Origin of the sequence: Kitasatospora sp. NPDC008050 (genome assembly GCF_042957465.1) — a bacterium.
Classification (GTDB): Bacteria; Actinomycetota; Actinomycetes; order Streptomycetales; family Streptomycetaceae; genus Kitasatospora.
Genome location: NZ_JBIBIJ010000007.1, coordinates 25,980 through 49,584 on the forward strand (window position 1 = coordinate 25,980; position 23,605 = coordinate 49,584).

General features: G+C 72.4%; 14 protein-coding genes. 6 read left to right on the forward strand and 8 right to left on the reverse strand.

Annotation, left to right across the window (positions count from 1 at the left end; genetic code table 11):
- Positions 1-3 precede the first annotated feature (3 nt).
- The 5 genes from ACFZB9_RS15880 to ACFZB9_RS15900 form a co-directional block, all read right to left on the reverse strand.
- Positions 4-1,179, reverse strand: coding sequence for a caspase domain-containing protein (locus ACFZB9_RS15880; protein WP_391447457.1), 1,176 nt, complete (start codon positions 1,177-1,179; stop codon positions 4-6).
- Positions 1,176-1,526 carry a hypothetical protein gene (locus tag ACFZB9_RS15885; RefSeq protein ID WP_391447459.1) on the reverse strand — a complete coding sequence of 117 codons (351 nt, stop codon included), beginning with the start codon at positions 1,524-1,526 and terminating at the stop codon, positions 1,176-1,178. Before ACFZB9_RS15885 ends, ACFZB9_RS15880 begins: the two co-directional genes overlap by 4 nt.
- 290 nt (positions 1,527-1,816) lie before the next feature.
- Positions 1,817-3,676 (reverse strand): ice-binding family protein, encoded by a 1,860-nt coding sequence (locus tag ACFZB9_RS15890; protein WP_391447461.1) that lies wholly within the window; start codon positions 3,674-3,676, stop codon positions 1,817-1,819.
- A gap of 374 nt (positions 3,677-4,050) precedes the next feature.
- Positions 4,051-4,416 (reverse strand): hypothetical protein, encoded by a 366-nt coding sequence (locus ACFZB9_RS15895; RefSeq protein ID WP_391447463.1) that lies wholly within the window; start codon positions 4,414-4,416, stop codon positions 4,051-4,053.
- 415 nt (positions 4,417-4,831) lie between these two features.
- Entirely contained in the window at positions 4,832-5,260 is a 429-nt protein-coding gene (locus ACFZB9_RS15900) for an ATP-binding protein (protein ID WP_391447464.1), read from the reverse strand.
- A 258-nt stretch (positions 5,261-5,518) separates the two neighbouring features.
- On the opposite strand from ACFZB9_RS15900, the gene ACFZB9_RS15905 reads away from it, so the two are divergent.
- Entirely contained in the window at positions 5,519-6,379 is an 861-nt protein-coding gene (locus tag ACFZB9_RS15905; RefSeq protein ID WP_391447466.1) for a DUF5753 domain-containing protein, read from the forward strand.
- A 3-nt stretch (positions 6,380-6,382) separates the two neighbouring features.
- Positions 6,383-6,604, forward strand: coding sequence for a DUF397 domain-containing protein (locus ACFZB9_RS15910; RefSeq protein WP_391447468.1), 222 nt, complete (start codon positions 6,383-6,385; stop codon positions 6,602-6,604).
- An 82-nt stretch (positions 6,605-6,686) separates the two neighbouring features.
- On the opposite strand, the gene ACFZB9_RS15915 is transcribed toward ACFZB9_RS15910, so the two are convergent.
- Genes ACFZB9_RS15915 through ACFZB9_RS15925 form a run of 3 tightly spaced genes read right to left on the reverse strand, consistent with a single transcriptional unit; the run spans position 6,687 to position 15,718 of the window.
- On the reverse strand, positions 6,687-11,360 hold the full coding sequence (locus tag ACFZB9_RS15915) for a caspase family protein (RefSeq protein WP_391447469.1): 4,674 nt from the start codon (positions 11,358-11,360) through the stop codon (positions 6,687-6,689).
- On the reverse strand, positions 11,360-12,271 hold the full coding sequence (locus ACFZB9_RS15920; RefSeq protein WP_391447471.1) for a hypothetical protein: 912 nt from the start codon (positions 12,269-12,271) through the stop codon (positions 11,360-11,362). The genes ACFZB9_RS15915 and ACFZB9_RS15920 overlap by 1 nt, the downstream gene beginning before the upstream one ends.
- 42 nt (positions 12,272-12,313) lie before the next feature.
- Entirely contained in the window at positions 12,314-15,718 is a 3,405-nt protein-coding gene (locus ACFZB9_RS15925; RefSeq protein ID WP_391447472.1) for a BTAD domain-containing putative transcriptional regulator, read from the reverse strand.
- Positions 15,719-15,841: 123 nt separating this feature from the next.
- Between ACFZB9_RS15925 and ACFZB9_RS15930 the strand changes: the two genes are divergently transcribed.
- From ACFZB9_RS15930 to ACFZB9_RS15945, 4 genes are all read left to right on the forward strand, one after another.
- Positions 15,842-20,971 (forward strand): caspase family protein, encoded by a 5,130-nt coding sequence (locus ACFZB9_RS15930; RefSeq protein ID WP_391447474.1) that lies wholly within the window; start codon positions 15,842-15,844, stop codon positions 20,969-20,971.
- On the forward strand, positions 20,968-21,324 hold the full coding sequence (locus ACFZB9_RS15935) for a hypothetical protein (protein WP_391447476.1): 357 nt from the start codon (positions 20,968-20,970) through the stop codon (positions 21,322-21,324). Before ACFZB9_RS15930 ends, ACFZB9_RS15935 begins: the two co-directional genes overlap by 4 nt.
- Positions 21,321-21,938 (forward strand): hypothetical protein, encoded by a 618-nt coding sequence (locus ACFZB9_RS15940; RefSeq protein ID WP_391447478.1) that lies wholly within the window; start codon positions 21,321-21,323, stop codon positions 21,936-21,938. Before ACFZB9_RS15935 ends, ACFZB9_RS15940 begins: the two co-directional genes overlap by 4 nt.
- A gap of 378 nt (positions 21,939-22,316) precedes the next feature.
- Positions 22,317-23,486, forward strand: a complete 1,170-nt coding sequence (locus tag ACFZB9_RS15945; RefSeq protein WP_391447479.1) for a globin domain-containing protein — start codon at positions 22,317-22,319, stop codon at positions 23,484-23,486.
- Positions 23,487-23,605 lie beyond the last annotated feature (119 nt).

The window sequence follows — 23,605 nt, forward strand, 5'->3', positions numbered from 1 at the left end:
GGGCTACCTGGACTGTTGGGCGTCGGAGTCGTCCCAGCCACCGGCCTTCTGCCGCAGCGGAGCCTGCTCCTGCCGCAGGCGGGGGTGATCCTCCACCCTCGGCCAGGCGTCGTACGAAACGGGGCGCCGCGGGGCTCGGCGCTCCAGCGCGGCGCGGGCCGCCTGGGCCACCAACGGGACGTCGTTGGCGGCGACCTCCGCCAGCGCGAGGCGGGCGGCCAGCACCCTGGCCGGGTCACGGTGCGTCAGCCAGTCGGCCAACTCCGCCACGGCCGCCGCGCGTACCCGCGGATAGCCGTTGTCCAGGCCGGCGCGCAGTTCCCGGGGCAGTTCCGCCGGCTCCACCGCGGGCTCCACCGCGGGCGGCGCCCCGGGCGCGGCGCCCGCGCGCACGGCGAACTGGCGGTTGCGGGTCAGCCCGAGCAGATCCGCGGTCTCGGTGCCGCGTTGCTGCGGCTCGGGCAGGCCCTCGGAGCGCAGCCGGACCCGCAGGTGCCGGTAGATGTCGCCCAGGCTGAGCAGGGGCCCGGCCGCCGGACTCCCGGTGCGCAGCAGGTGCAGCAGCCGCTCGGTGAACGCCGTGTGCTCCTCGCCGGGCAGGGCCAGGGCCGTGCGGTTGGCGGGAGCGGAGGCCAGCGTGTACGTCCCGGTGACATCGAGCTGACCCAGCACCGCGTCGGCGGCCAGCGTCTCGCCGATGGCCCGCCCGCTGAAGCAACTGTCCAGGATCACCACCCGGTTGGTGGCCCGGCTGGCCAGACAGGCGTCACGCATCGCGTCGAACGGCAGCGCGGTGAACGCCAGCCGGTCCGGCCGGGTGCCGGCCAGACTCAGATACAGCTCGTGGCGCCGCGGACCGAGCAACCCGTGGCCGCTGTAGTAGAAGAGGAGCAGGTCCTCGGCCTCCTCGGCGGCCCGCATCAGCAGGTCACCGACCTGCTCCACACCCACCCCGGGCGGTGCCACCGCACAGTGCTCGGGGAGGAAACCGCCCAGCGCCGGGTCGGTGAGCACCACGGCCAGGTCGATGGCGTTGTTGTCGATCACCGGGACGTCCGGCAGGCCGGGATCGAGGTAGGCCGGAGTACCGATCAGCACGATCCGGGAGCGCGCCGGATCCGCGCGTCGAACGCTCCCCTCGGGGTCCTCCGCCACGAACATCTCCCGCGCGGCGCTCACTTCGGCTCCCCCTCCCCGAGCGCCTGGCGTAGCAGCGCCTCGACATCGTCGACCCGCCTGGCGTCGACCTCCACCCTGCGCCCGTCCGGCGTCGACACCACGAGCCGCACATCGGAGCGGCGCGGCTGGGTGAGGAAGGCCTTCAGCGACGCGGCCAGCACGCTCACCGCCCCACCGCCCCCGACGGCGACCACCAGCGCGTCGGTGAGCGCGCCGAGTTCGCCCGGAGCCGGCACCGCGGGCGCGGGTGCCACCAGCCCCCGGAGCGCGGATTCCTGGCCGAGCCAGTCCGACAGTTCCGACAGCTCTGCGGCTGCCCCGTCCTCAACCGCCAAGCGCACCCTCATGAGCACCCTCCCCAGAACCCGCTGCGCGTGATACCGCCCCACGATATGGCCCGCACCGGCGCGCGAACACCCTTCACGGAGAGCCGCGCAGAACCCTCACCGGCGCGGCCACCGGGCAGAGTTGCAGGACGGGAGACGGCCGTGACCGTTCGCGGACGCCTGCGGCCTGAAGGCCTACGCCGGGTCATCGCTCCCCAGGGGCGGCGGCTGTGGAGATTGCCGTCCGCCTGCGGGGGCACCGGCAGGGGGCGGACCGCCGGTCGGGGCTGCCCGGCGGTCCACCCCGATGGCTAATGCCGTCGACCGGCGGTTCGTCCTTGGCTTCTCCTCATGAGGAGGAGGGCCAGGCATCCCAGCGCCAGCATGGCCACCGAGCCGACCGCAATGTCGGTCGCCTTGCCTGAGCCGGTTGCAGCGAGTGCGCCCGGCTTGTTCGGGTGCTGCCCAGTGCCACCCTGGTCGTGACCGCCCGGGACCGTCGCGTGGTCACCTTGGTCGTGACCGCCGGGGCCCTTCCCGTGGTCACCTTGGTCGTGACCGCCGGGGCCCTTCCCGTGATCACCCTCTCCAGGAGCTCCTTGGCCATGACCGCCGTGGTTCCCCGGAGTCTCGGGAGGACCGGCAGGTCCGGCTGGCCCGGCAGGGCCGGCAGGGCCGGCGGGTCCAGCAGGGCCGGCGGGGCCGGGTGCGCCGGGGGATCCGTTGGCGCCGGGGGCACCTGGCGCACCTGGGGCACCTGGCGATCCGGGAGCCCCGTTGGCGCCTGGCTGGCCGTTGGCGCCGGGAGCACCGTTGGCGCCGGGGGAGCCGTTGGCACCGGGAGCGCCGGGCGAGCCGTTGGGGCCGGGGGCACCGGGAGCACCGGGAGCGCCGGGCGAGCCGTTGGGGCCGGGGGAGCCGTTGGCACCAGGCGCGCCAGGAGCGCCGCTGGGGCCGGGTGCGCCGGGGGATCCGTTGGTGCCTGGCTGGCCGTTGGGACCAGGCGAGCCGTTGGCACCGGGGGCACCAGGTGCGCCGGGAGCGCCGTTGGGGCCAGGAGCGCCAGGTGCACCGGGCGAGCCGTTGGCGCCGGGAGCGCCAGGTGCGCCGTTGGCACCGGGGGCACCAGGTGCGCCGTTAGCGCCAGGGGAGCCGGGCGCACCGTTAGGACCGGGTGCACCGGGAGCGCCCGGAGAGCCGGCAGCGCCAGGTGCGCCGGGAGCGCCGTTGGGGCCGGGAGCGCCAGGCGCACCGGGCGAGCCGTTGGCGCCGGGGGCACCAGGTGCGCCGGTCGGGCCGGGAGCGCCAGTGGGGCCGGCGGAGCCACTCGGGCCGGCGGGGCCGCTGGGTCCGGCCGGGCCGGAGGGTCCGGCGGGGCCGCTCGGTCCAGGCGGTCCGGACGGGCCGGCCGGGCCGACCGTACAGGCCGCTCTCGTCATGGTGTTGGTGTCCAACGTGACCGCGCCATTACGCGCCAGGGCCCGGCCCTCGATCACGGTGCCGGTCTGTGCCGCGATGGATGTCAGGGCCAGGATGTTGCCCTTGAAGAAGGAATTGGTCCCGATGGTGGCGGAGCTCCCCACCTGCCAGAACACGTTGCAGGCCTGCGCCCCGTTGATGAGGCTGACGTTGCTCGCCGAGCCGGTGATCAGGGTCGAGGCGATCTGGAAGATGAAGACCGCGCTGGGATCGCCCTGGGCGTCGAGCGTCACTGTCCCGGTCAGTCCCAGGGGCCCGGTGGACTTGTAGACGCCGGACGTCAGTGTCAGCCCGACCAGGTCACCCGCGACACTGGCCGTCGGTGCTCGGCCGGCCGCATCGTTGTACGCGATGACCAGGTCCGACTGTGCCTGCAGGGCGGGCGCGTCGGCGACGTGCTGCGCGCCGTTGACAATGCCCGGCGGAAAGCCCGTTACCGAGGAGCCGGGGCTGAGACCCAGGTCGCCGTTGATCACGCTGGGCCCGGTGTTGGTGACCGTCGAACCGCCCAGGACCGCGTAGCTGGTGTCGGTCCCCAACGCCACGGGTGCCTCCGCGGCGTGCGCGACGCTGGGACGCAGAACGCCCGTTGCCAGCAACGCCAGGCTGGGGAGCAGAACCAGGGCCTCCCTGATCCGGGTGCGTCTGCGTCCTCGGCGCGGGGGAGCGGACACGATGACATCCACTGTCATATGACAAGACCTTTCTTGCCGCCGTTGAACTCGGACTCTGCGGGTGAGGAGGTACCGAGCTGACGTGGTGAGGTCTGGTCAAGTCCCAGGATTTCGGTCGGCGTGTCGAGTCCGCTCGTGGACTCACCGGATGCGAGACCGCTCAACTGTTGCCTGCCGGGACGGTGACGTGCCATCGCTCACTCGTATACACACTAAAGGCGCCATGAGTTCGATGGTCCGTTAAAAATCCAAACGGGTGATGCCCCTTTCCGGACTCCGCTGCCGCATCATCATGCTGCCTATGAAAAACGGCAGTTCGTGGCTGATGAGAGGGCACGTCAGAAGTCCGAAACACGAATGGTCGTGCGGCGGGATAAGAGTGCCCGGACTGGTCAAAGCCCGAGGATCTCGCGAATCAGGCCGAGCTTGTCCTCCGAGGAGAGATCTTGAGGCCGACCGGTGAGCAGTCCGTTCAGGACGGCGGGGACATCGCAGTCATCAGGTTCCTGGATGGCGCAGATGATTTGACAGCGGAGGCCACCGTCCCGTGCGAACACCCACAACTCTTGGTCCTTGTGCGGCCTGTCGTTCCTCGGTGACAGACGCCAGGACGGGAACCAGCCGAGCCCCTCCAAGGTCAGGCTCTCCGCCGCCTCCGCCAGGACATGCCTGCCGAGCCGTCCGTAGCCGAGCTCCTCGCGCAGCTCTCCGAGGGTGGTCCTGATCAGGCCGCCCGCGGCGTGACAGCGCGCGGCCATGGTGATGGGGTTGCCCTCCCCGCCCGTGTGTGGCCGTTCGCTGTGCAGATTCGTTAATGCGCCCATATCCGGGCAAACGAGGAGGTCCGCACAAACGATGTGCCTGTGCCCCGTCTGGGCGTATCCGGCGGTACCGGGGCGATCGCGGCCGCCTATCGGCCCGGCAGGAGCACCTGTTATCCGGGAGGCTGCACGTCCTTGCGCCGATCACGACAGGATCAGGCGCCGGGGCCGGCGCCTGGGCTGCCGGTCAGACAGTATCCGACGAGCTCGTGCTGAAGGCGATCGAGTGGGAGTACCTGGACCGACCCCCACAGCGCCCCCAACGGGTCCGACAGGCGCGTGAAGCGTGCGGGGGGCGTGATGCCCTCGATCTCCACCAGCACGGCGATGAATCCCTGACCAGGCGTCATGACTACCGGACCGCCGGGTCAGGCGAGCAGACGCACCACACCTGTTTGCCGACGCCCTCGCGCGGACCCCAGCCCCAGGCGTCGGAGAGCGCCGTCACCAGGAGCAGGCCGCGGCCCGACTCGCCGTCGGTGTCCGTTCGCCGTTGCGGCACCTTGTCGGAGGCGTCCTCGACGGTGACCCACAGCTGGTCCGCGTCCACCTCCAGACGCAGCCGGATCTTCTGGTCGCGCTTCGTCGCGTGGACCAGGGCATTGGTGACCAACTCGCTGACCAGCAGCTGCCCCGTGTCGGCGAAGCGCTCGCCGTCCCGCACGCCCGACAGGAAGTCGAGCAGCAGCCGTCTGGCTGTCGCCGGGGAGTGGTCGGACTTCGCGAGCCAGACCGGCTCCATGGCGCGGGCGAGGGGGAGGTGGTCGAGCGTTTCCGGCATGGCGAAACTCCCTGTGCGGCACGGCTGTTGAACGAGGCGGGCGCAAGCGAAGGGCGCCCCGGGGACGGCCGGACGCGGGCACGGGGATGCCCGGTGACGAACCGTCAAGATCACGGTCTGTCGTGGTGTTATCCACTCCGAGTAGCATCCTCTCGGAAGTCCCTACGGTGCAAGTCCCTACTCTGGGGACCCTCTAAAGATTGTTGTCCTGGTCGCAGGAGGGCAGACTTACGAGCCACACCCGAGGGGAGGTCCATCGTGCCCGTGAACAGGAATCCGACCGTCCGTCAGCGGCGGCTCGCCCGAACACTCAAGGAGCTTCGGACTGCCAAGCGGCTGACTCTCGCTCAAGCCGCACAGCAACTCGCATGCGCCGAAAGCAAGATCAGCCGGATCGAGGCGGCGCAGTCCGGGATCAGGATCGTCGACCTGCGCCTCTTGCTCGACCTGTACGGCGTCCATGATCCAAGCACGCGAGGCGGCTTGGAGGCGCTGTCACGTGAGGGGCGGCTGCGCGGCTGGTGGGACCGCTACTCGGAGACGCTGTCGCCGCTCTATGCCGACTACATCGCATTGGAAGCCGACGCATCGGATGCCTACAGCATTCAGACCCTCCTCGTGCCCGGCCTCTTGCAGACCGAGGACTACACCCGGGCCGTGGTCCGTGCGCAGATAGAGGACGCGACCGCGCAGCAGGTCGAGACACTGACCAAGGTTCGCCAGGAGCGCCGCTCGGCGCTCTCGCGTGAGGAGCCGTTGCGCCTGTGGGTGGTGCTCTCGGAGTCCGTGCTCAAGCATCAGATCGGCGGGCCGTCGGTGATGCGTGACCAGCTTGACTTTCTTGTGGCCGCTTCCGACAGCCCGAATATCAGTATCCAGGTCCTGCCGGAGGCCTCGGAGGTCCACGCGGCCCTCTTCGGCCCGGTCGTCGTGCTGAGCTTCCCGGAGACGACCGAGACAGATGTCGCGTACGTGGACAGCCTGCTCAGCACCCTCTACATCGAAGAGCCGGACGAGGTGCTCAAGTACGCCAACCTGTTCCGTCGCGCTCTCGCGGAATCGTTGTCACGCACCGAATCAGTCGCGCTGATCGAGCGCATCGCAAAAGGAATGGTCTAGATCATGACGAGCAACCTTCCCCTGCCTGCCGCTGAGGATCGGATCGAGTGGTGTAAGTCCTCGTTCTCAGGGGCTCAGAGTGATTGCGTCGAGACGGGTCGCATGGTCACGGGAGGGATGGCGGTTCGCGATTCCAAGGATCCCCACGGCCCTGCGCTGGCCTTCGCGGGGGAGGCCTGGCAGGCGTTCGTGGCGAGCGTGCGAGGTGGCGGGATTCCCCGCTGACCGCTGCCCCTTCCGCGACCTCATCAGCCCCCGGCCGGCGTTCGTTCGGCGCGAGGGCTGATGTGGGCCAAAATCGGTCAGGTCAGGACAGGCCCAGGCGGCGGCGCCAGGTGGGGGTGATGCGGGGGCGCATCAGGACCACGCCCTGCTGGGTGCCGATGGCGAGGTCGAGGGTGGGGCTGGCGGGGAGGGCGGTCAGGGAGGTGACGAGGGCGGGGAGCGGGGTGGACCAGACCTTCTCGTAGCTGGGGAGGTGGTACAGCGTCACACCGTCGTCGGCGCTGACCGCGACGAGGATCTCGCCGTTGGGGGCGTGGCCGGCCCACAGGACTTGGTGGGCGGGCGGGAGGTGGTGGGCGGTGTCGGGGGTGCGGGAGTCCCAGACGGTGACGGGGGCGGGGAGGTGGGTGTGGGCGATGAAGAGCAGGTATGCGGTGCCGGATGTCGAGCTCACCCAGCGGAAGGTGGCGCCGGCCTCGTCGAAGTCGGGTTCCTTGTCGGGCTCGGGAGTTGAGGGGGCCCTGCTGACGGCATGCTGCTGGTCCGTGTGAAGGTCGAGCACGACCGTACTGCCCTCGGTGCTGCGCATGGCCACGTAGCGCGTTCCATTGGCACCGTGGTGCGGTACCAGAAGCGTCACACCAGGTGGAAGGTCGAGCGGCCGCGGCCTGAGCGGTTGGTGGGTGAGTGCGTTCCACAGATATCCGCGCGTGCGGATTGCGGTGTCTGCGCGTCCTGCGTCCGTCTCGGCCCGGGCAGCGTCGTCGGGCTTGCGGTCCCCGCTGACGCTGTCCTCGAAGCCCCACGTTGGTCGGACTGCCACGAGCAGGATCGGTTGCCCATCGGCTGTGTTGAAAGCGGTGGAGCAGGCGAAGTCGGTGTGGGCGTGGATGGTCCACGGGAGTTGGGCCATCTGCTGCGGATCGTCAGGGGTCAGCAGTGTCTGGAGTTGTCCTAGAACTGCGTCGAAGGCGACCACGCGGATTCCACCATGAAGCCGCGAGGGAGGCACCACGTGCGCCTGCATGCGCTCCTGATTCCCGAGCAGCCATGGGAGTTCCACGCTGCGGAGTGGGCCCTGCGGGGGCAGCTGGTGCCAGACGAAGGTTCCCACCAGCGTGCCCCAGGTGATGGTGGTATCCGAGGGGTTGTTGATGTTGATGTGCCCGGAGTACTTCCTGGACAGCACGTTGATGGTTCCGTCGGTGTCCTCGGCGCAGTCGTGCTCCGCCACGCTGACCGCTGGGAGAACGGTTTGAGAGGAGGAACGAAGACTGTCGTCAGCTGGAAGGTCCAGCGCGTGGGTGTCCAGGCGCCGCAGACCGGGCGGTCCGGCCAGGAGTGTCTTCGGCTGCGCGGTCCAGCCGAGCACCAGGTCGGTGTGCTCCGCGTCGAACTGGTCGGATGCTGACTTCCTGCATGTCTGGTCTTCGTGGGGGCTGGCCTCTGGCGGAGTCCAGTACCAGAGCCTGGCCGTTCCGTCGTTGCCGATCGCCAGAATGTCGAGGCCCTTGGAAAGCGGTGAGTCGAGCACGTGAGTGTCGCACACGGCGCTCTCGTGGCCGCGCAGTGATTCGCCGACCTTCGCACCGGTCAGCCCGTCCAGCACGTCGATGACTGTGCCGCTGTCCTCGACCACCGTGTAGACCCGCCCGTCGAGGACGACGGGGACGACGCTTCCGCTGTCTGGTGTGTCTGCTTTGATCCGCCGGAGACCGCTGCCGAGCGATCCGGTGACGAGGAAGCCTGCCTGGGCACCGACGTAGAGGGGGTCCGCTGCGTTGCTGCGCGCGAAGCCGCCCTCCGGCGGCCAGCTGAAGCCATGAAACGACGCGGCGCAGGATCTCCCGGAGGCGGTGTCGAGCAGGGTGAGCCGGGTCATTGATTCGTATACCGCGACGACCGTGCCTTTCCCGGAGCGGTGGGCGCGATCGGCCAGTATCGGCTGCACCAGCTGATCCCGAAGTGTTTGCACTGTGTCGGATCCGTCCAACGGGTGCAGCGTCAGCCGCCCCGCCAGGCGGTCGCACAGCAGGAGTCGTGTGTGGCCGGCCGGATCCTGGACCAAGAAGGCGGTGACACCCTCGGCGGACCGGCTGCCGGCTTCCCGCGTTGTGTAAGGCACGTCCAGAAGCAGCTGCATGGTCCTGAGATCGAAGGCGGCGACGCGCTCGGCGTTTCTGCTCACGATTACTGGCGTCCCGTCCCGTAGTTGGCCCGTGTCCAGGAGGAGCCAGCAATCGGTCTCCAGGAGCCGGGAGATCACCTGGCTCGCGATTTCCCAGACACGCAGCGTGCCATCCTTGTCAAGGGTGACCGCCGACGGCCGGGTCTCCGAGCCCGGGAGCAGGGCGAGTCCGGTGATCCGCCTCGGATGGGGGAGAAGGGTGGACTGCGAGACGTCGTCGAGGAACCAGACGTGCACGTGCGCGGCTCCAGGCGGGCGGGCCAGCACTGTGCGGCCGCGCCCCGGCAGGATAACGTCCCTGATCTGCCAGCCGTGGTGGATCATTCTGTTGGAGTACGTCCCCTCCGAGTGCCGCCCGATCACCCGGTGCGGCGTCACCTCCCGCGGCTCGACCCATGCGCGCTCCACCGACGTGCTCAGCGCCTCCGCCGCCGCCGCGAACGCCAACGCGCCATGCGTGCGTGCCACGAACGCCAGTTGCGCTGCCCGGTCGACGCCTCCCGCGTCGCCCAGCAGGTCCGCGCAGCGTTCGATCACCATCGCCAGCGCGGCATCGCAGGCCTCCCGCCGCACCGCGCGCAGCAGGCCCGCCGGGGCTGCCGCCAGGACGAACGACGGGTCCGTGACCAGCTCGCCGATTGCCCCGGAGCCTGCCGCGTGGGTCGCCAGGTGCTCGCGCAGATACGGGTGTGCCCCGGCCCAGGTCCGGGTGGGGACGGACTCCAGTAGCGTCTCCGTGAAGCACTCCTGGATGTCCGCCAGGTCACGGTACTTGAGCGTGCGTTCTTTCAGGTGGTCGGTCAACTCCTGGTGGTAGAGGCGGAAGTACTTCACCCCCGCCACCTCCGCGCTCGCCAGGTACGACCCGTCCTCGTCCAGCAGCACGTCGATGTGTGCCTGGGTGAGCGCTGTCCCCGACAGGCGGGCCGCCACCTGGGCCCAGAGCTTGCGGGGCAGCCCGTGTCCTTCGCCGAAGGCCAGCGCGGTGAGCAGGGCCATCGTCGCCGTGTGCCGTTCGCGGGGCAGGCGTTGGAGGTAGGCCTCGAAGGCGGCGTCCACGTCGGTGGGCAGGCGTTCCGCCCAGCCGGGGACGGCGGTGTCGATGGGCTCATCGCGCAGCAGGGCGGTGGCGGTCATCCGGGCGACCAGGAAGCAGCGTCCGGCCCGGCGGGCGACCTCCTCGGCGATCTCCCGTGCGACAACGGCCAGTTGCTCGTAGCGGCAGCCGGTGTCGGTGAGGACCCGGGCGACGTAGTCCGCCGTGCTGGTGTCCCGTGCGTACTCGGCGCTGTCGAGGTCGACCACCGGCAGCCGTTCCCCGGTGTGCGCGAGCAGTTCGCGGCGGGAGCCGACGACCAGGCGGACGCAGGCCACCGCGCCGAGGGGGCGCAGCAGGTCCCAGGCGATGCGGCGCGCCTCGGCCTTGTCGCCGACCGGGCCCGCCTCGTCGAGCGAGTCGACCACCACGCGCAGCGGCTGTTCGCGTCGGGCGAGGGAGGAGAGCAGGGCGGCGGGGTTGGTCGTGCGGGGGAGGTCCGCGGCGGCGGCCAGGCGGCCGACCAGCACGTCCAGGGTCTGGTGGCGGGCGTTGATCGAGACGTCGGCGCAGCCGTCCAGCACCAGCCGGCCGAGCACCGCCGACTTCCCCGAGCCCGGCGCGCCGGTCACCACCAGGGCGCTGCGGCCGCCCGGGCCGTCGAGGTGGGCGCGCAGCGCGGTCAGGGCGTGGCCGCGTCCGGTGAAGTACGAGCCGGGGTCGTGGACGTGCTCCACCCCGCGCCCGCGCGGGTCGAAGTGGGAGGAGGCGTCGGAGATCTCGCCGCTGCCCGTACCGTCCGCCGCACAGGCCTCGGCGTGTGGATCGAAGCGCGGGTTGTCGAAGAACGGCGGCCGCTCGGACTGGTCCACCGAGGAGCAGGTCGCGCGTTGCCGCTGTCCGCCGGCCAGGAACGCCTGGTTGACCCGGTCCGCCACGGTGGCGGGTGACAGGTACCGCTGTGACGGTCCGTCACCCAGGGCGCAGGCCTCGGCCAGCCGGACGGCGAAGGCGCCGTCCCCAGCCAGGTCGCGGTGGCGGGCCGAGCCCAGCACCCAGGTGCCCGAGCCGTAGGCGTCACTGCGGGCCCGGGCCGCCACCAGGGCATCGGTGACCGTGCCGATCTCACTCCCGGCCGCCGCCGCATGGCAGGCGTCGATGACGAAGAGCACGTTGCGCAGCGGCGAGTTGGCGAAGACCTCCGCGAGGTTCGGCAGCGAGAGCCAGGAGCGCGGGCGGGCCGGATCGCTGTCGGTGCAGGCGAGCCGGTAGCGGCCGCCGGACGTGCGCTCGCCGTGGCCGGCGTAGTAGAGCACGACGACGTCCTCGGCGGTGAGGCCGGCGTTCGCGCACCAGTCGGCCAGCGCGTCCTCGAAGTCCGGGGCGCTGGGGTCGGCCGAGACGGCCGGCAGCACCCGCTGGTAGCCCATGCCGGTGAACAGCTCCACCACCTGGTGGACGTCCGGCTCCGCCGCGGGCAGCTCGGGGTGGTGACGGTAGCGGCGGGTGCCCGCGGCGATCAGGTAGCGCATCAGCCGCGACCGGACCCGCCTTCGGGCCGCAGGCCGGTGGCGACGGCCCGGCCCGTCTCGATCGCGGTCAGGTAGCGCGTCGCGTCGTGCATGTGGCTGCCGTTGTGCACGGTCAGGTCGGTGACGTCGGGCCCGAAGGCGGGGCGGAGTTCGCGCACGGCGGCGACGATGTCGGTGGCGTCCGCGATGTTGGTCCACGCGCCCAGCACCTTCGGCCACCCGGCCCGGCGTTCGTCCGGCACGGGTTCGAGCCGGTCCAGTACGAGGGCGCGCATGCCGAGTGGCGAGCCGAGGGTGACGAGCATCCGGATGTCCCAGTCGGCGTTGTGCGCCTGGTCGCAGAGCGTCTCGTAGGCGAGGACCGAGCCGAGCGAGTGGGCGACGACCACCCGGGTTTCGGGGGTGATCCTGGCGGCCAGCCGGGCCCGCGCCGCGCGCCGCAGCTCCTGGTCGGTGAAGTAGCCGGCCAGCTGCTTCAGGTCGCCGATCAGCGCGCGGTCGAGCACGCCGCGCAGGTAGGCCGCACCGGTCAGCGCGTCGAGCGCCGCCCGTACGGTGTCCAGGCGCAGCGCCTGGGAGAGCGCCCAGCCCGCGGGGCCGCGGCTGCCCGTCTCGTCCGGGCCGGGCACGTCCGGGTCCGTGCGGGCGGCCTCGGCCCACCAGGCGAGCAGGAGTTGGAACTCCTCGTCGGTCTCGATGTCGCCGGCGTCGTAGGGCGGCTCGTGGCCGGACCGGGTGCCGCGGGGGCGGAACAGGTCGCCGTAGAAGGCGACACCCACCTCGCCCTCGGCGGGCACGGGGCCGCCGGCCAGCCGTACGCCGCCGCGCAGTTCCGGGACGACGTCCCGCGCGAGTGAGTCCTCGCTGAGGTACTGCTTGCCGACGCCGTGCACGAAAACCACGCTGGCCATGGACCCTCCCCCGTCTGCGCCCAGCAGCTTACTCGCGCCGTGTTACTCGCGCCGGGGAGTTCCACCAGAACCGGCGAGGGTGACGGCTGCCAGCTCCCGCACCGCCGACACCGTCGCCGGTGACAATCCGGCCGCCTCCACCGACACCGCGGCGCCGGGGTGGGCTGCCTCGGTGAAGTCCTCGCCGAGGGCGGCGCGGGCTGCCGCCTCCACCCGGGGGGCGTCGGGGCGGGAGAGGTCGGGGCCGCCGCGGACCGCGCGGGCGGCAGCCAGGAGTCGGGCCGCTTCGGCCGGGGAGTCCTGGCGCAGGGCCTGGTCCGCGACGCCGACCAGGGCCTGGCCGATGGTGGGGGCGTGCCCGGCCTCCAGGGCGAGCTCCAGGGCCTCGGCGCGGTGGGCCCGGGCGGCGGTCAAGTCGCCTTCCGTGGCGTCGAGATGGGCGAGGGAGTCGAGCAGCAGGGCGCGGAACACCGGGTGCACGGCGATGCTCCGGGTGATCTCCTCGGCGCGGGCCAGCTCGGCCCGGGCGTCGGCGGTCCGGCCGGACCAGCGGGCGATCTCGGCCTTGGAGTGGGCCAGTCCGGCCAGCGCGTCGGTCCAGGGCAGCGTGCGGGCGTCGCGCTCGGCCTGCGCCAGGACGCAGGCGCTGCCCACCCGGTCGCCCAGCAGCCAGCGCAACTCGGCCTGCCTGCCCTGCGCGTAGAGGCGGTCCTCGATGCCGCCGAGTTCGGTGGTGACGGCCATGGCCTGCTCGTACAGCTCGACCGCGGCCGCGTGGTCGCCGCGCCGGGCGATGAGGTCGGCCAGCACGGCCAGGGCGAAGGAGATGCCCCAGCGCTCGCCGATCGCGCGGAACCCGGTGAGGGCCGCGCGGATCCGGGTCTCCGCCTCGGCCGGTGAGCCCCCGATGTTGAGCAGGGCGCGGGCGCCCTCCAGCCGGGCCGAGGCCCGGACCCAGGGATCCTCGTCCTCGGCCAGCTCGTCCCAGACCCGGACCACCGCGCCCGGCTCCTCGCCGCGCAGCAGCAGCTGGTTGAGCGGCCGTGCGAAACGCACCACCGGGTTGCGGCTGCCGGTCAGTTCGGCGAGCCGCTGGGCCTCGTGGAGGAGTTCGACGAGCTGGCGCTCGTCGCGCAGGCCGGCCATGGCCAGCATCACCGAGACCGCGCAGGCCACGGCCCGCGCCTCGTCCGGTGCGCCGTCCGGGAGGGCCAGCGCGCGGGTGGCCAGTTCGGCGCCCTCGGCCTTGTGGCCGCTGAGCCACCAGTACCAGCCGCAGCCCGCTACCAGCCGCACCGCCGACCGGGCCTCGCCCGCCGCGAGTGCACCGCGCACGGCGGCGGTGAGGTTGTCGTGGTCGGCGGCGAGCAGGCTCAGCCACTCCAGCTGCTCGGCCCGGTGCAGGTACGGGTCCGCCCGCTCGGCCAGTTCGGCGAAGTAGTCGGCGTGGGCCCGGCGCAGGGTCTCCCGCTCGCCGGCCTCGGTCAGCTTCTCCAGGCCGTACGCCTTGATCGTCTCCAGCATCCGGTAGCGACCGTCGCCGGCCGCCACCAGCAGCGACTTGTCGGTCAGCGAGCTGATCAGGTCCAGGACGTCGGCCTGGTCGACGTTCTGGGCGACGGGCTGGGCGATGTTCTGGCCGACGGGCTGGTCGAGGCCCTGGTCGACGTCGACGTCGACGTCCTGGGCCGGGCCGCTGCCGGGGCGGTCCGCGCACACCTGTTCGGCCGCCTCCAGGGTGGCGCCACCGGCGAAGACGGCCAGCCGGCGCAGCAGCGTCCGCTCCGCCCCGGTGAGCAGCTCCCAGCTCCAGTCGACCACCGCGCGCAGCGTGCGGTGCTGGCGCGGCGCGGTGCGGGCGCCGCCGGTCAGCAGCCGGAACCGGTCGTCCAGGCGGGTGGCCAGCTGTTCGGCGCTCATCGTGCGCAGCCGGGCGGCGGCCAGCTCGATCGCCAGCGGCATGCCGTCCACCGCGTGGCAGATCCGGCTGACGGCCGGCAGGGTCAGCTCGCTGACCGTGAAGCCGGAGCCGGCGGCGGCCGCCCGGTCCTCCAGCAGCCGCACGGCGGGGGAGCCCAGCGCCTCGGCCACCCCCGCGTCCTGCGCGGGCAGGGCGAGCGGCCGCACCGGCCAGAGCGCCTCGCCGGTCAGGCCCAGCGGCTCCCGGCTGGTGGCCAGGATCCGCAGACCCGGGCACTCGCCGAGCACCCGGTCGACCAGCTCCGCGGCCGCCTCGATCAGGTGCTCGCAGTTGTCCAGCAGCAACAGCGTCTCGCGCGAGCGCAGCGCGCCGCGGAGCCGGTCCAGTGGCGTCCCGCTCGGCTGCGTCTGCTCGCGCAGGCCCAGCGCGGCGAGCACGGCCTGCGGCAGGTCGGCGCCGTCGGTGAGCGGCGCCAGTTCCACCAGCCAGACGCCGTCCGGGAACCGGTCGAGCAGCGGGCGGGCGGCCTCCACCGACAGCCGGGTCTTCCCGGCGCCGCCCGGTCCGGTGAGCGTGATGAGCCGGTGGGCGCCGAGCAGCCGGCGCACCTGGGCGAGGTCCTCCTCGCGGCCGACGAAACTGGCCAGCCCGGCGCGCAGGTTGGTCTGCGGGGCGTGCGGCGCGTGCGGCTCACGAGGGCGGGGCCGCTCCTGCTGCGGCGGCGGTGACGCGACCTCGCCGCGCAGCAAGGCGGTGTGCAGCGCGGAGAGTTCCGGCGAGGGATCGGTGCCGAGCTCCTCCGCGAGCACCTCCCGGGCCCGCCCGTAGACGGTCAGCGCTTCGGCCGGCCGCCCGGCCGCGACCAGCGCCCGCATCAGCGCGCCCACCAGCCGCTCCCGCAGCGGGTATTCGGCCACCAGCGCAGCCAGCTCGCCGGTCAGCTCCCGCCCGTGGCCCAGGCGCAGCTCCGCCTCGACGCGGTCCTCCAGCGCCGTCACCCGCAGCTCGGAGAGCCGGGCCACCGGGCCCCGGAAGAAGTCGGCGGCCGCGACCTCCAGCAGCGCCGGCCCGCGCCACAGCGCCAGCGCCTCCCGCAGCAGCCGGGCCGCCGTCGCGGCATCGGGCTCCAGCGCGGCCCGCCCGGCCGCCGCCAGCCGCTCGAAGCGCACCACGTCCACCGTGTCCGGCTCCACCACCAGCCGGTACCCGGCCGGGTGCGACTCGACCGGCACCGGCAGCGCCCGCCGCAGCCGCGACACCAGCGCCTGCAGCGCGTTCGCCGCCCCCATCGGCGGGTCCTGCTCCCAGATCCCGTCGATCAGCGACTCCGCGGACACCACCCGGCCCGGCTCCAGCGCCAGCAGGATCAGCAAGGTCCGCAGCCGCGCGCCCCCCACCTCGATCCGGTCCCCACCCCCACCGCCCGCGCCGCCACCGCCCGCGCCACCGCCCACGCCACTGTCCGCGCCGGCGCCGTCGGCAGCATCGGCCCGGACCTCCAGCGGCCCCAACAACGAGATCAACATGGGGGCATTCTGCTACCGCGGTGCGAGCGCGGGACAGCGGCGGGCGAGGCGAGCGCGGCCAGGCGCATGCACGAGCCCGCCGAGCGCGGTGGGATCATGGACGGGCTCAGGGGAGGGGCAGCCATGGAACAGTCGGCACAGGGCACACGCACCGCACTGCTGATCGGGGTGGGGAACACACCGGCGGCGGAGCATCGCTTCGCCTCGCTGGAGGACGCGGTCACCGCGGACCTGCGGACGCTGGGGGCGGCTCTGCGCGGAGCCGGCTACGAGGTCGACATCCTGCGCGACCCTCCCCGCAACGAGATCACCGACCGGATCGTCGGGATGGCGCGCAAGGCTCTGCCGGGCAGCACCCTGCTCCTGTACTTCACCGGTCACGGCGTCCGGATCGGCGATACCGACTACCTGGTGCCCGCCGACGCCCGGGCCCCCGTCGAGGACGAGCCCGGCGCCTGGGAGCAGCCGCACATCCAGGAGTCCCTGCTCGACGCCGACATCAGCAGGTACCTGTCCGGCTGTGGTGCGGGCACGGTCCTGTGGCTGATCGACGCCTGCCGCTCGCCGGAGGACGGGGGCCCCACCGTCTTCGGCAGCAGCATCACCAAGGGACCGCCCGACGGAGGCTTCGCCGTACTGACGGGCTGCAGGCCGGGGCAGCGCAGCGGCTATACGGCGAACGGCAGCTTCTTCTCCCTCGCCCTGGCCGAGGCCTTCGACCCGCTGACCGAGGCCGGCACCGTCGACCAGGTCTACGAGACGGCCCGGCGGCGTGCCCGGGAGCTGTCGCTGCGTCACCGGGCGGAGCGGCAGGACGCGCAGATCCACTACGGGCGGGACCTGGCAGAGCGGACCGCGGCAACCGTGGTGGCCCCGGGCCGGCGGCTGCTCGACGCCTGGCGCGAGGTGGTCCGAGAGCCTGCGCTCTGGGAGCGGGTCGCGGCGGCGGACGCCGAGTCGGTGCCCCGCTGTCAGGAGCAGCTGACCGCCCTCGCCGAGCAGACGGGCCGCCTGGTCCATCACGCCCAGCGGCGGTTGCCCGACCCGTGGGCCGACGACGGGTTTCCGGTGCGGGTGCTGCGTGACCGGCTGCCGCAGTTGCTGGCTGAGGACGCCGAGTTGTCCGCGCTGGAGGTCACCGCGCTGATCGCCGGTGTCTTCCTGCACGAGGCGGCCTGGGCCGACCGGCTCAGCCAGGCCCATGACGTGATGCCGCACTTCGTCCACCACGTGAGTGATGGGGACGAGTTGCGGCAGCAGTACGAACAGGTCCTCAAACAGCACGCGCAGATCGCCGACAAGCTCTCGGGGCGCTACTGGTGGCGCGAAACCCCCTCTGACGAGGGGCAGATGGTCGCCCTGTGGCTGGTGCACCGGTGGATCGCCGACCGCTTCGTGACGGACGACGAGGCCGTGCCGGTCGACGGGGTGGCCGGGTTCGCGGCCCGCCTCGTGGGCGCGGATCCGTCGGCTCCGGCCGACCGACTGACCGGGCGGGCTGGTGAGTTGGCGACCGCGCTGTGCCTGGTCGCCGCCGGTCCGGCCCTCGGGGCGGCGCCCGAGGGCCAGACGCGTGGCCTGCCGGAGCGCTACGCCCTGCCCGGTGGCACCCAGCGGCTGCGGGTGCGTCCGCTGGCGGCGCTGCTGCGGTTGGCCGGACTGCTGGCCCTCGATGCCCGCACGCTGCCCGACGTCCTGGCGGAGCATCTGGCCGTCTCCGACGCGGTGCTGCCCCGTGAGGTGGTCGGGGTGCTGCGGGAGGCCGTCTGGGACGTCGAGGAGGCCGGGACGGCGCCTCGGTACCTGCATCTCGACTCCATCTGCCCGCATCCCGCGATCCATGCCGCGCTGAGCGCCGTGGCGGCGGAGGCCGACGAACTGGCCCACAGCCTTCGCGAGTTGGCCGGACGGTTGGCCGCGCCCGAGGCGGAGCTGCTGATGGGACTGCCGGCCCGGATCACCGACCAGCGGCTGCGGCCGGCCGAGGCCCGGGGACAACGGGCCTATGACGTCCCGCTGCTGAGGTTCTCGCTGGCCCAGACCGAAGTCCGCCGACTGCTGATGGGTGAGAAGCTCTACGACGGTGAGCCACAGCTCGCGGTGCGCGAGCTGTACCAGAACGCGATGGACGCCTGCCGCTACCGGGGCATGCGCGTGCGGTACCTGGCCGGGCTCGACCGGCAGCCCGCGCCGTGGACGGGCGTCATCCGGATCCAGCTGGGCGAGGACGCCCGCGGCCGGTACGTCGAGTGCGTCGACAACGGGGTCGGCATGACCGTCGACCAGCTCACGAACACCTTCACCCAGGCCGGCCGCCGGTTCGAGCAGTCCCGGGAGTTCCGGCGGGAACAGGCGACCTGGCTGCGGCATGACTCCTCGCTGAAGCTCTACCCCAACAGCCGCTTCGGGATCGGCGTCTTCAGCTACTTCATGCTCGCCGACGAGATGACGATCGTCACGCGGTCGGTCGGCCCGGACGGCAGGCCGGCCGCGCGGGCCCTGCGCGTGGAGATCCCGGGCAGCGGAAGCCTCTTCCGGATCCAGCAGGACGACGAGCAGGGCGGTGAGCAACTGCCCGAGGGGGGCACCCGGGTGCGCTTGTACCTGCGCCATTCGTACACGCTGTCGGCGGCGTCCTGCGAGTCGGTCCTGCGTGCCCTGGTGCTGGTCAGCGAGTTCCGGCTGGAGGTGGGCGGCGCGGCCGGAGCCGACCGGGTATGGGAGGCGGGAGCGCTCCTGCCCGGTTTCGACGCGCGGTCGGTCGCCGCGGATACCGCGGTCGAGGCCGTGCCGGGCAGGCTCTGGTGGGTCAAGGGCAACGGGGCGATCCTCTGCGACGGGATCGCCACCGACAAGCGGCCGTTCGGCTATGTCCTCAATCTGACCGGCCCGCACGCCGGTGAGCTGAGCGTCAACCGCAAGAAGCTGGAACGGTACGACACGGCATGGGCCGCCGAGTTGTGGCGCCGGGGGGCTGACGCTCTGGCGACCTGGCCCGAGCTGGAGCTCGGCTGGCTCCGAGCGCTGGAGGCCCAGGACCTCGGGGCGGCCCGCACGATCTGGGGACAGTGGCGTGGCCAGGGGATCCGGGTGCGCAACGGCCACCGTGGCACGGTGAGCCTGGACGAGGTCGGGTGGTTCAGCCTGGACAGGCACCTGGGCGACAAGGGCCACAGCGACAACCGCGTTGTCCGGGAGGCGGTGCGGCCCTGGCGGTCCACGATGGTGGGGAACCGCTCGGCCGTGGAGCAGCACGCGGGACCGCTGTCGACGCTCGGACACCCGGTCCCCGAACCAGGGTGGGCGGACGTGGCGGCCAGGGCCGATCGGGACTGGCGCACCGTGGTGGTGACGGCCCAGCGCCAGGGGACCACGGTGGCCGAGATTCTCCGAGCTGTCCGCGGACTTCGGATCGCCCATCCACGGCTGGCCGGCCCGGGGGTGCGTGCGGGTGACCTGGGCTGGGAACCGAACCATCTGGACGCAGCGATCATGCGAGGGCTGCTGGGTCCGGAGCGCCAGCGTTTCCAGGGCCCCGCGGAGGACGAGTGCCGGCACGAGCCGATGGACCTCAGCGGCATCGTCCGTGCCTCGGCGTCGGCTGGTGCCTACTCGCTCGGTGAGCTGGCCGAGGCCTGCGAGCGCTACGCGCCGTTCCTCGACAGACCGCTGGGCGAGGTGCCTGAACACCACCGCGAGCACGTCTGCGACCGGCACGATCTGGAACTGCTCTATGTCCGGGTGGACGAGAAGACCCGGCGGCCGGCGGTGCGCCCCTGGGACCTTCCGGTGGTGGCCGATGCGCTGGCGATCGGTGTCGCCGAGGCCCTGCAGCGGACGGCCCGGTTCGCCTGGCTGGGCCGGCCGGTGCCCGACCTCGCCCTGGCCGTCCGGTGGGCCGAGGTGCCGGTCGACCTGGCGGTGCTGCTCCGGCGCTATGTCGTGGAGGACCCCGGTGGCAGCCCGATGCTGCCCTGGGCCGCCACCATCGACCTTGCCGCGCAGTGGGAGATCTCGCTGCGCAAGGCCGAGAAGATCCTGGCGCGGGAGGCCGCAGGGCTGGGCCTGGTCCACCAGCGGCGGTACGCGAGCGGATCGGCCGGGCGCGGCTTCGTCCCCGAGTCCGGGACCGGCGAGGTGGCCGGCTGGCTGCACGGCGTCGGGCTGCGACTGGAAGCAGGGATCTCGCTACGGGATCTGGCCTTCGCCCACCGCTACGACATGCCGCGGGAGGAACTCGCGGATGCCGTGGACGAGTTGCGCGGCGCAGGGGTGGACATCCCGGATGCCGCAGAGCTGTTGCGGGCCTGGGAGGATCTGCCGGTGCCCAGTCGGTACGCCTTCTCCGGTCGCGATCCTTCCTTTGACGCCGCCGACTACCCGGTGCTGCCGAGCTCGGAGGTGCTGTTCACCGGCAGCCAGCAGTTGAACGAGAAGCTGTCGTACCTGTGGAAGACCGCGCGCAAGGAGGCCCGCAACCTGGGGCTCGGCCCGGAACTCCTGGCAGTGGACCTGGCCGAGGACTTGAAGGACTACCGGCCGACCTGGCACGAGGTCCATGCGTTGATCGACTGGGGCGACGACGAGGACTACGACGAGTGGTTCGAGAGTCCCCGCTGGGGTGTGCTGACCGCGGCAGGCCTCATCGGTTACGCCCGCGCCGAACAGATCGGCGCCCGTGCCGCCTTCGAAGCGCTGGCACCGCTGCGGGCCATCGGCGCGCTGGTGCCCGAGTTGACCGCCGAGGCCGTCGCCGCGCTACCGGAGGAGGTGCCCGGCGCCCATGACGCGGCGGCCCTCGATCCGGCTTATCGGGTGTCCGAACCTGGCGAGCCCCTCGGGCCGCTCGACCTGGTCGGTATCGCCGGGCGGCTCGGCGAGCCCGTGCTGCGCACCTGGCAGCGGATCACCCCGTACCTGAGCCTGGAGGCCGTGCCGCCGCTGCTGAACGGCATCCCCGAGACCGTCCCGGGCTGGCAGGACCTGGTGGTCCTCTCCGAGGGGCTGGACGGCATGCTGCCGGCCGTTGCGGGCACCGTCACCCCGGAGCGGCTCGCCTTCGCCGCCGCTGGGGTCGGGGAGTCACCCGGGTGGGTGCGGGGACGACTTGAGCACTACGCCGAACTCTTCGGGTTGGAGCTTTCGCCCATCACCGAGGACGGCCTGACCGAGGACGGCGTGACCGAGGACAGGGTGACCGAGGACAGCGTCACCGAGGACAGCGTCACCGAGGACGAGGAGCAGCAGCAGTGAGCCGGCAGCGATCGCACGACTACAGCAAGCCCTACCTGGACGAGTACCTGGGCACCCTCACCACCCCGGTGCTCACCCAGCGCGCCTCCCCGGACGGCGGTGGGGTCGTCGTGTCCGGAGCCTGCCCGCGCTGCCATGGCCGGACCGAGACGGAGCACCGGCGGGGAGTGCCGGGGACCGGCTCCAAGGGGATCTTCGACCGGCTGGTCGGGCAGCGGGGTACGCCGCCGGAACCGGAACCGGAGCCGCTGGTCGGAGAGGTGCACTTCTGTGAGTGCGGGCACCCGCACCCCCAACTGCCGCCCGATCCGGGGTTCGTCGGCTGTGGTGCCAGCTGGCGGTTCCAGCCGTGAGCGGGGGCGGCAACGACCGCCGTTGGGCTCTGCTGGCCCGGGAGTTGGAGTTCACCCGGCTGCCCGAGCTGCGCCGGCAGGCCGAGGGCTGGCGGACCGGGTTGACGGGGCTGACGGCGCTGCTCACCGTGCTGGCGCTGCTGAAGGGCCGGGACAACCTGGCGGACCTGCCGGACTGGGCGCGGGTTCTTGCGTCCGGGTTGCAGGTCGGGGCGTTCCTGCTGCTGGTGGCCGGATCGTTGCTGGCGGTCCGGGCGGCGAACGGAGCCCCGGAGCCGGAGATCGTGCTCGGCGGTCAGGCGTTGCGGCGCTGGACCGAGCGGGAGGCGTTCCGGGTGACCCGGGCGCTCGCCCGGGCTTCGGTCTGCTGCGTGGTGGGCCTGCTGCTGGTCGTGGGCGCGCTCGCGGTGTCGTGGACGACCACCACGCCGAGTGCGGCGACGCACCTGGTCAGGGTGGTGACGAACACCGGGTCGCTCTGCGGCGAGCTGCTGTCGGCCGACCAGCGTCAGGTGCTGATCCGTCCCGCGGCGAGTGGTCCCGGCGTGGTCACCGTGCCGGAGGCGACGGTACTGACCCTACAGCCGGCCGGCAGCTGCGACGGGTCGCCCTGAACCGGTCGGGCGGGACCGGAGCCCGAAGATCGGGGGATTCGCCGGTCACGGGCCGGGGTCCGGCGGCTCCGTCGGGTGAACCCCGGTGTGGGGGGTGGCCGTACTAGCAGGCGTACCAGTGGGTTTGGCCATTCACAAACACTTCACCAGGTGATGGTTGCCGACCTGATCGGCCCTATGGGCAGAATGTCGTCGTTTCCTGCCCTGAGGCAATCGTTCCAGGCGCGAAGAGCTCGATGGGAGAGTCGTCAAGTGAGGTTTCGCGCCAGGCGCTCCACCGGTGATGTCGTCACGCCGTCGAATCCGGTGGTCCTGCCGGGAGCCACCTCGGTGGCGGCTCCGATGGCTCCGGTGACTCCGATGGCTCCGGTGACTCCGATGGCTCCGGTGACGGAGCGGGGTGCCGGCGGGGCGGCGCTGTCGGCCCATGACATCGGGCTGATCCGGGCGAGCCGGGCGGCGGTCGAGCCGTATGCGGCGGCGCTGCCGGTGCGCTTCTACGGGACGCTGTTCAGCCGCTATCCGCAGGTCCGTGAGCTGTTCCCGCCGGACATGGACGTCCAGCACGACCGGCTGGTGCGGGCACTGCTGCTGATCGTCGACCTGGTGGACGACCAGCGGAACCTGGCGCGCTTCTGCGGTGACCTGGGGCGCGACCACCGCAAGTTCGGCACGCTGAGCGGCCACTACGCGGCGGTCGGCGAGTGCCTGCTGGACACGCTGGAGCACTTCGCCGGCCCGGCCTGGACGCCGGAGGTGGCCAGTGCCTGGGCCCGCGCCTACGGCATGGCCGCCCAGGCGATGGACCAGGCGGCGGTGGCCGATGCGGCCGAACGGCCGGCGGTGTGGCACGCGCCGATCGTGCGGCACGTCCGGCGCGGCCCGGACCTCGCGGAGATCACCGTGCGGCCCGACCAGCCGTACGCGTTCACCGGCGGGCAGTTCGTCAGCGTGGAGACGCCCTGGCGGCCGAAGGTCTGGCGCTACTACTCGCCCGCCAACGCGCCGCGGGCGGACGGGACGATCACCTTCTACGTCCGCGCGGTGCCCGGCGGCCGGATCAGCAGCGCACTGGTGGGGCAGGCCGTGGTCGGCGACGTGCTGCGGCTGGGCATGCCGCTGGGCGAGCTGGCCATCGACCCGGGCGCGACCAGGGACGTGGTGTGCGTGGCGGGCGGTACCGGGCTCGCGGTGATCCGCGCGCTGGTCGAGCAGGCCCTGCTGGACGGCGCGCAGCGGCGGGTGGACCTGTTCGTCGGTGCCCGCACGGCCCAGGAGCTGTACGGGCTGGAGGACCTGCTGCGGCTCTCCCAGCGCCACCACTGGCTCACCGTGCGGGCGGCGATCTCGGACGAGGACGCCCAGCTGACCAGGCGCTCGCTGGTGGAGGCACTGGCGGAGTCCGGCCCGTGGCAGCAGCCGGACGCCTACCTCTGCGGCCCCGCGCCGATGATCACGGCCGCCGCCCGGGTGCTGCACCGTACGGGTGTCCCTTTCGAGCAGCTGCACCACGATCCGTTCGTGCAGCTCGACCTGCTGGACGGCTAGGGCCTGTCCGAGCCGGTGCGGCGCGGTGGTCCGGTGGTCTGACGGTCCGGCGGTCCGGCGGTCCGGCGGCGGAGTGTACGCGGCGAGCGGGTGAACGGCGCGCCAGGAGGTTCGGACGG

What these genes read in the sequence shown, in the direction of transcription:
- ACFZB9_RS15925 (WP_391447472.1), bottom strand. Translation starts at nt 15,718, where the DNA reads ATGTTGATCTCGTTGTTGGGGCCGCTGGAGGTCCGGGCCGATGCTGCC.
- ACFZB9_RS15945 (WP_391447479.1), top strand. Translation starts at nt 22,317, where the DNA reads ATGGCTCCGGTGACGGAGCGGGGTGCCGGCGGGGCGGCGCTGTCGGCC.
- ACFZB9_RS15900 (WP_391447464.1), bottom strand. Translation starts at nt 5,260, where the DNA reads ATGCCGGAAACGCTCGACCACCTCCCCCTCGCCCGCGCCATGGAGCCG.
- ACFZB9_RS15930 (WP_391447474.1), top strand. Translation starts at nt 15,842, where the DNA reads ATGGAACAGTCGGCACAGGGCACACGCACCGCACTGCTGATCGGGGTG.
- ACFZB9_RS15895 (WP_391447463.1), bottom strand. Translation starts at nt 4,416, where the DNA reads ATGGCCGCGCGCTGTCACGCCGCGGGCGGCCTGATCAGGACCACCCTC.
- ACFZB9_RS15910 (WP_391447468.1), top strand. Translation starts at nt 6,383, where the DNA reads ATGACGAGCAACCTTCCCCTGCCTGCCGCTGAGGATCGGATCGAGTGG.
- ACFZB9_RS15920 (WP_391447471.1), bottom strand. Translation starts at nt 12,271, where the DNA reads ATGGCCAGCGTGGTTTTCGTGCACGGCGTCGGCAAGCAGTACCTCAGC.
- ACFZB9_RS15885 (WP_391447459.1), bottom strand. Translation starts at nt 1,526, where the DNA reads ATGAGGGTGCGCTTGGCGGTTGAGGACGGGGCAGCCGCAGAGCTGTCG.
- ACFZB9_RS15915 (WP_391447469.1), bottom strand. Translation starts at nt 11,360, where the DNA reads ATGCGCTACCTGATCGCCGCGGGCACCCGCCGCTACCGTCACCACCCC.
- ACFZB9_RS15890 (WP_391447461.1), bottom strand. Translation starts at nt 3,676, where the DNA reads ATGACAGTGGATGTCATCGTGTCCGCTCCCCCGCGCCGAGGACGCAGA.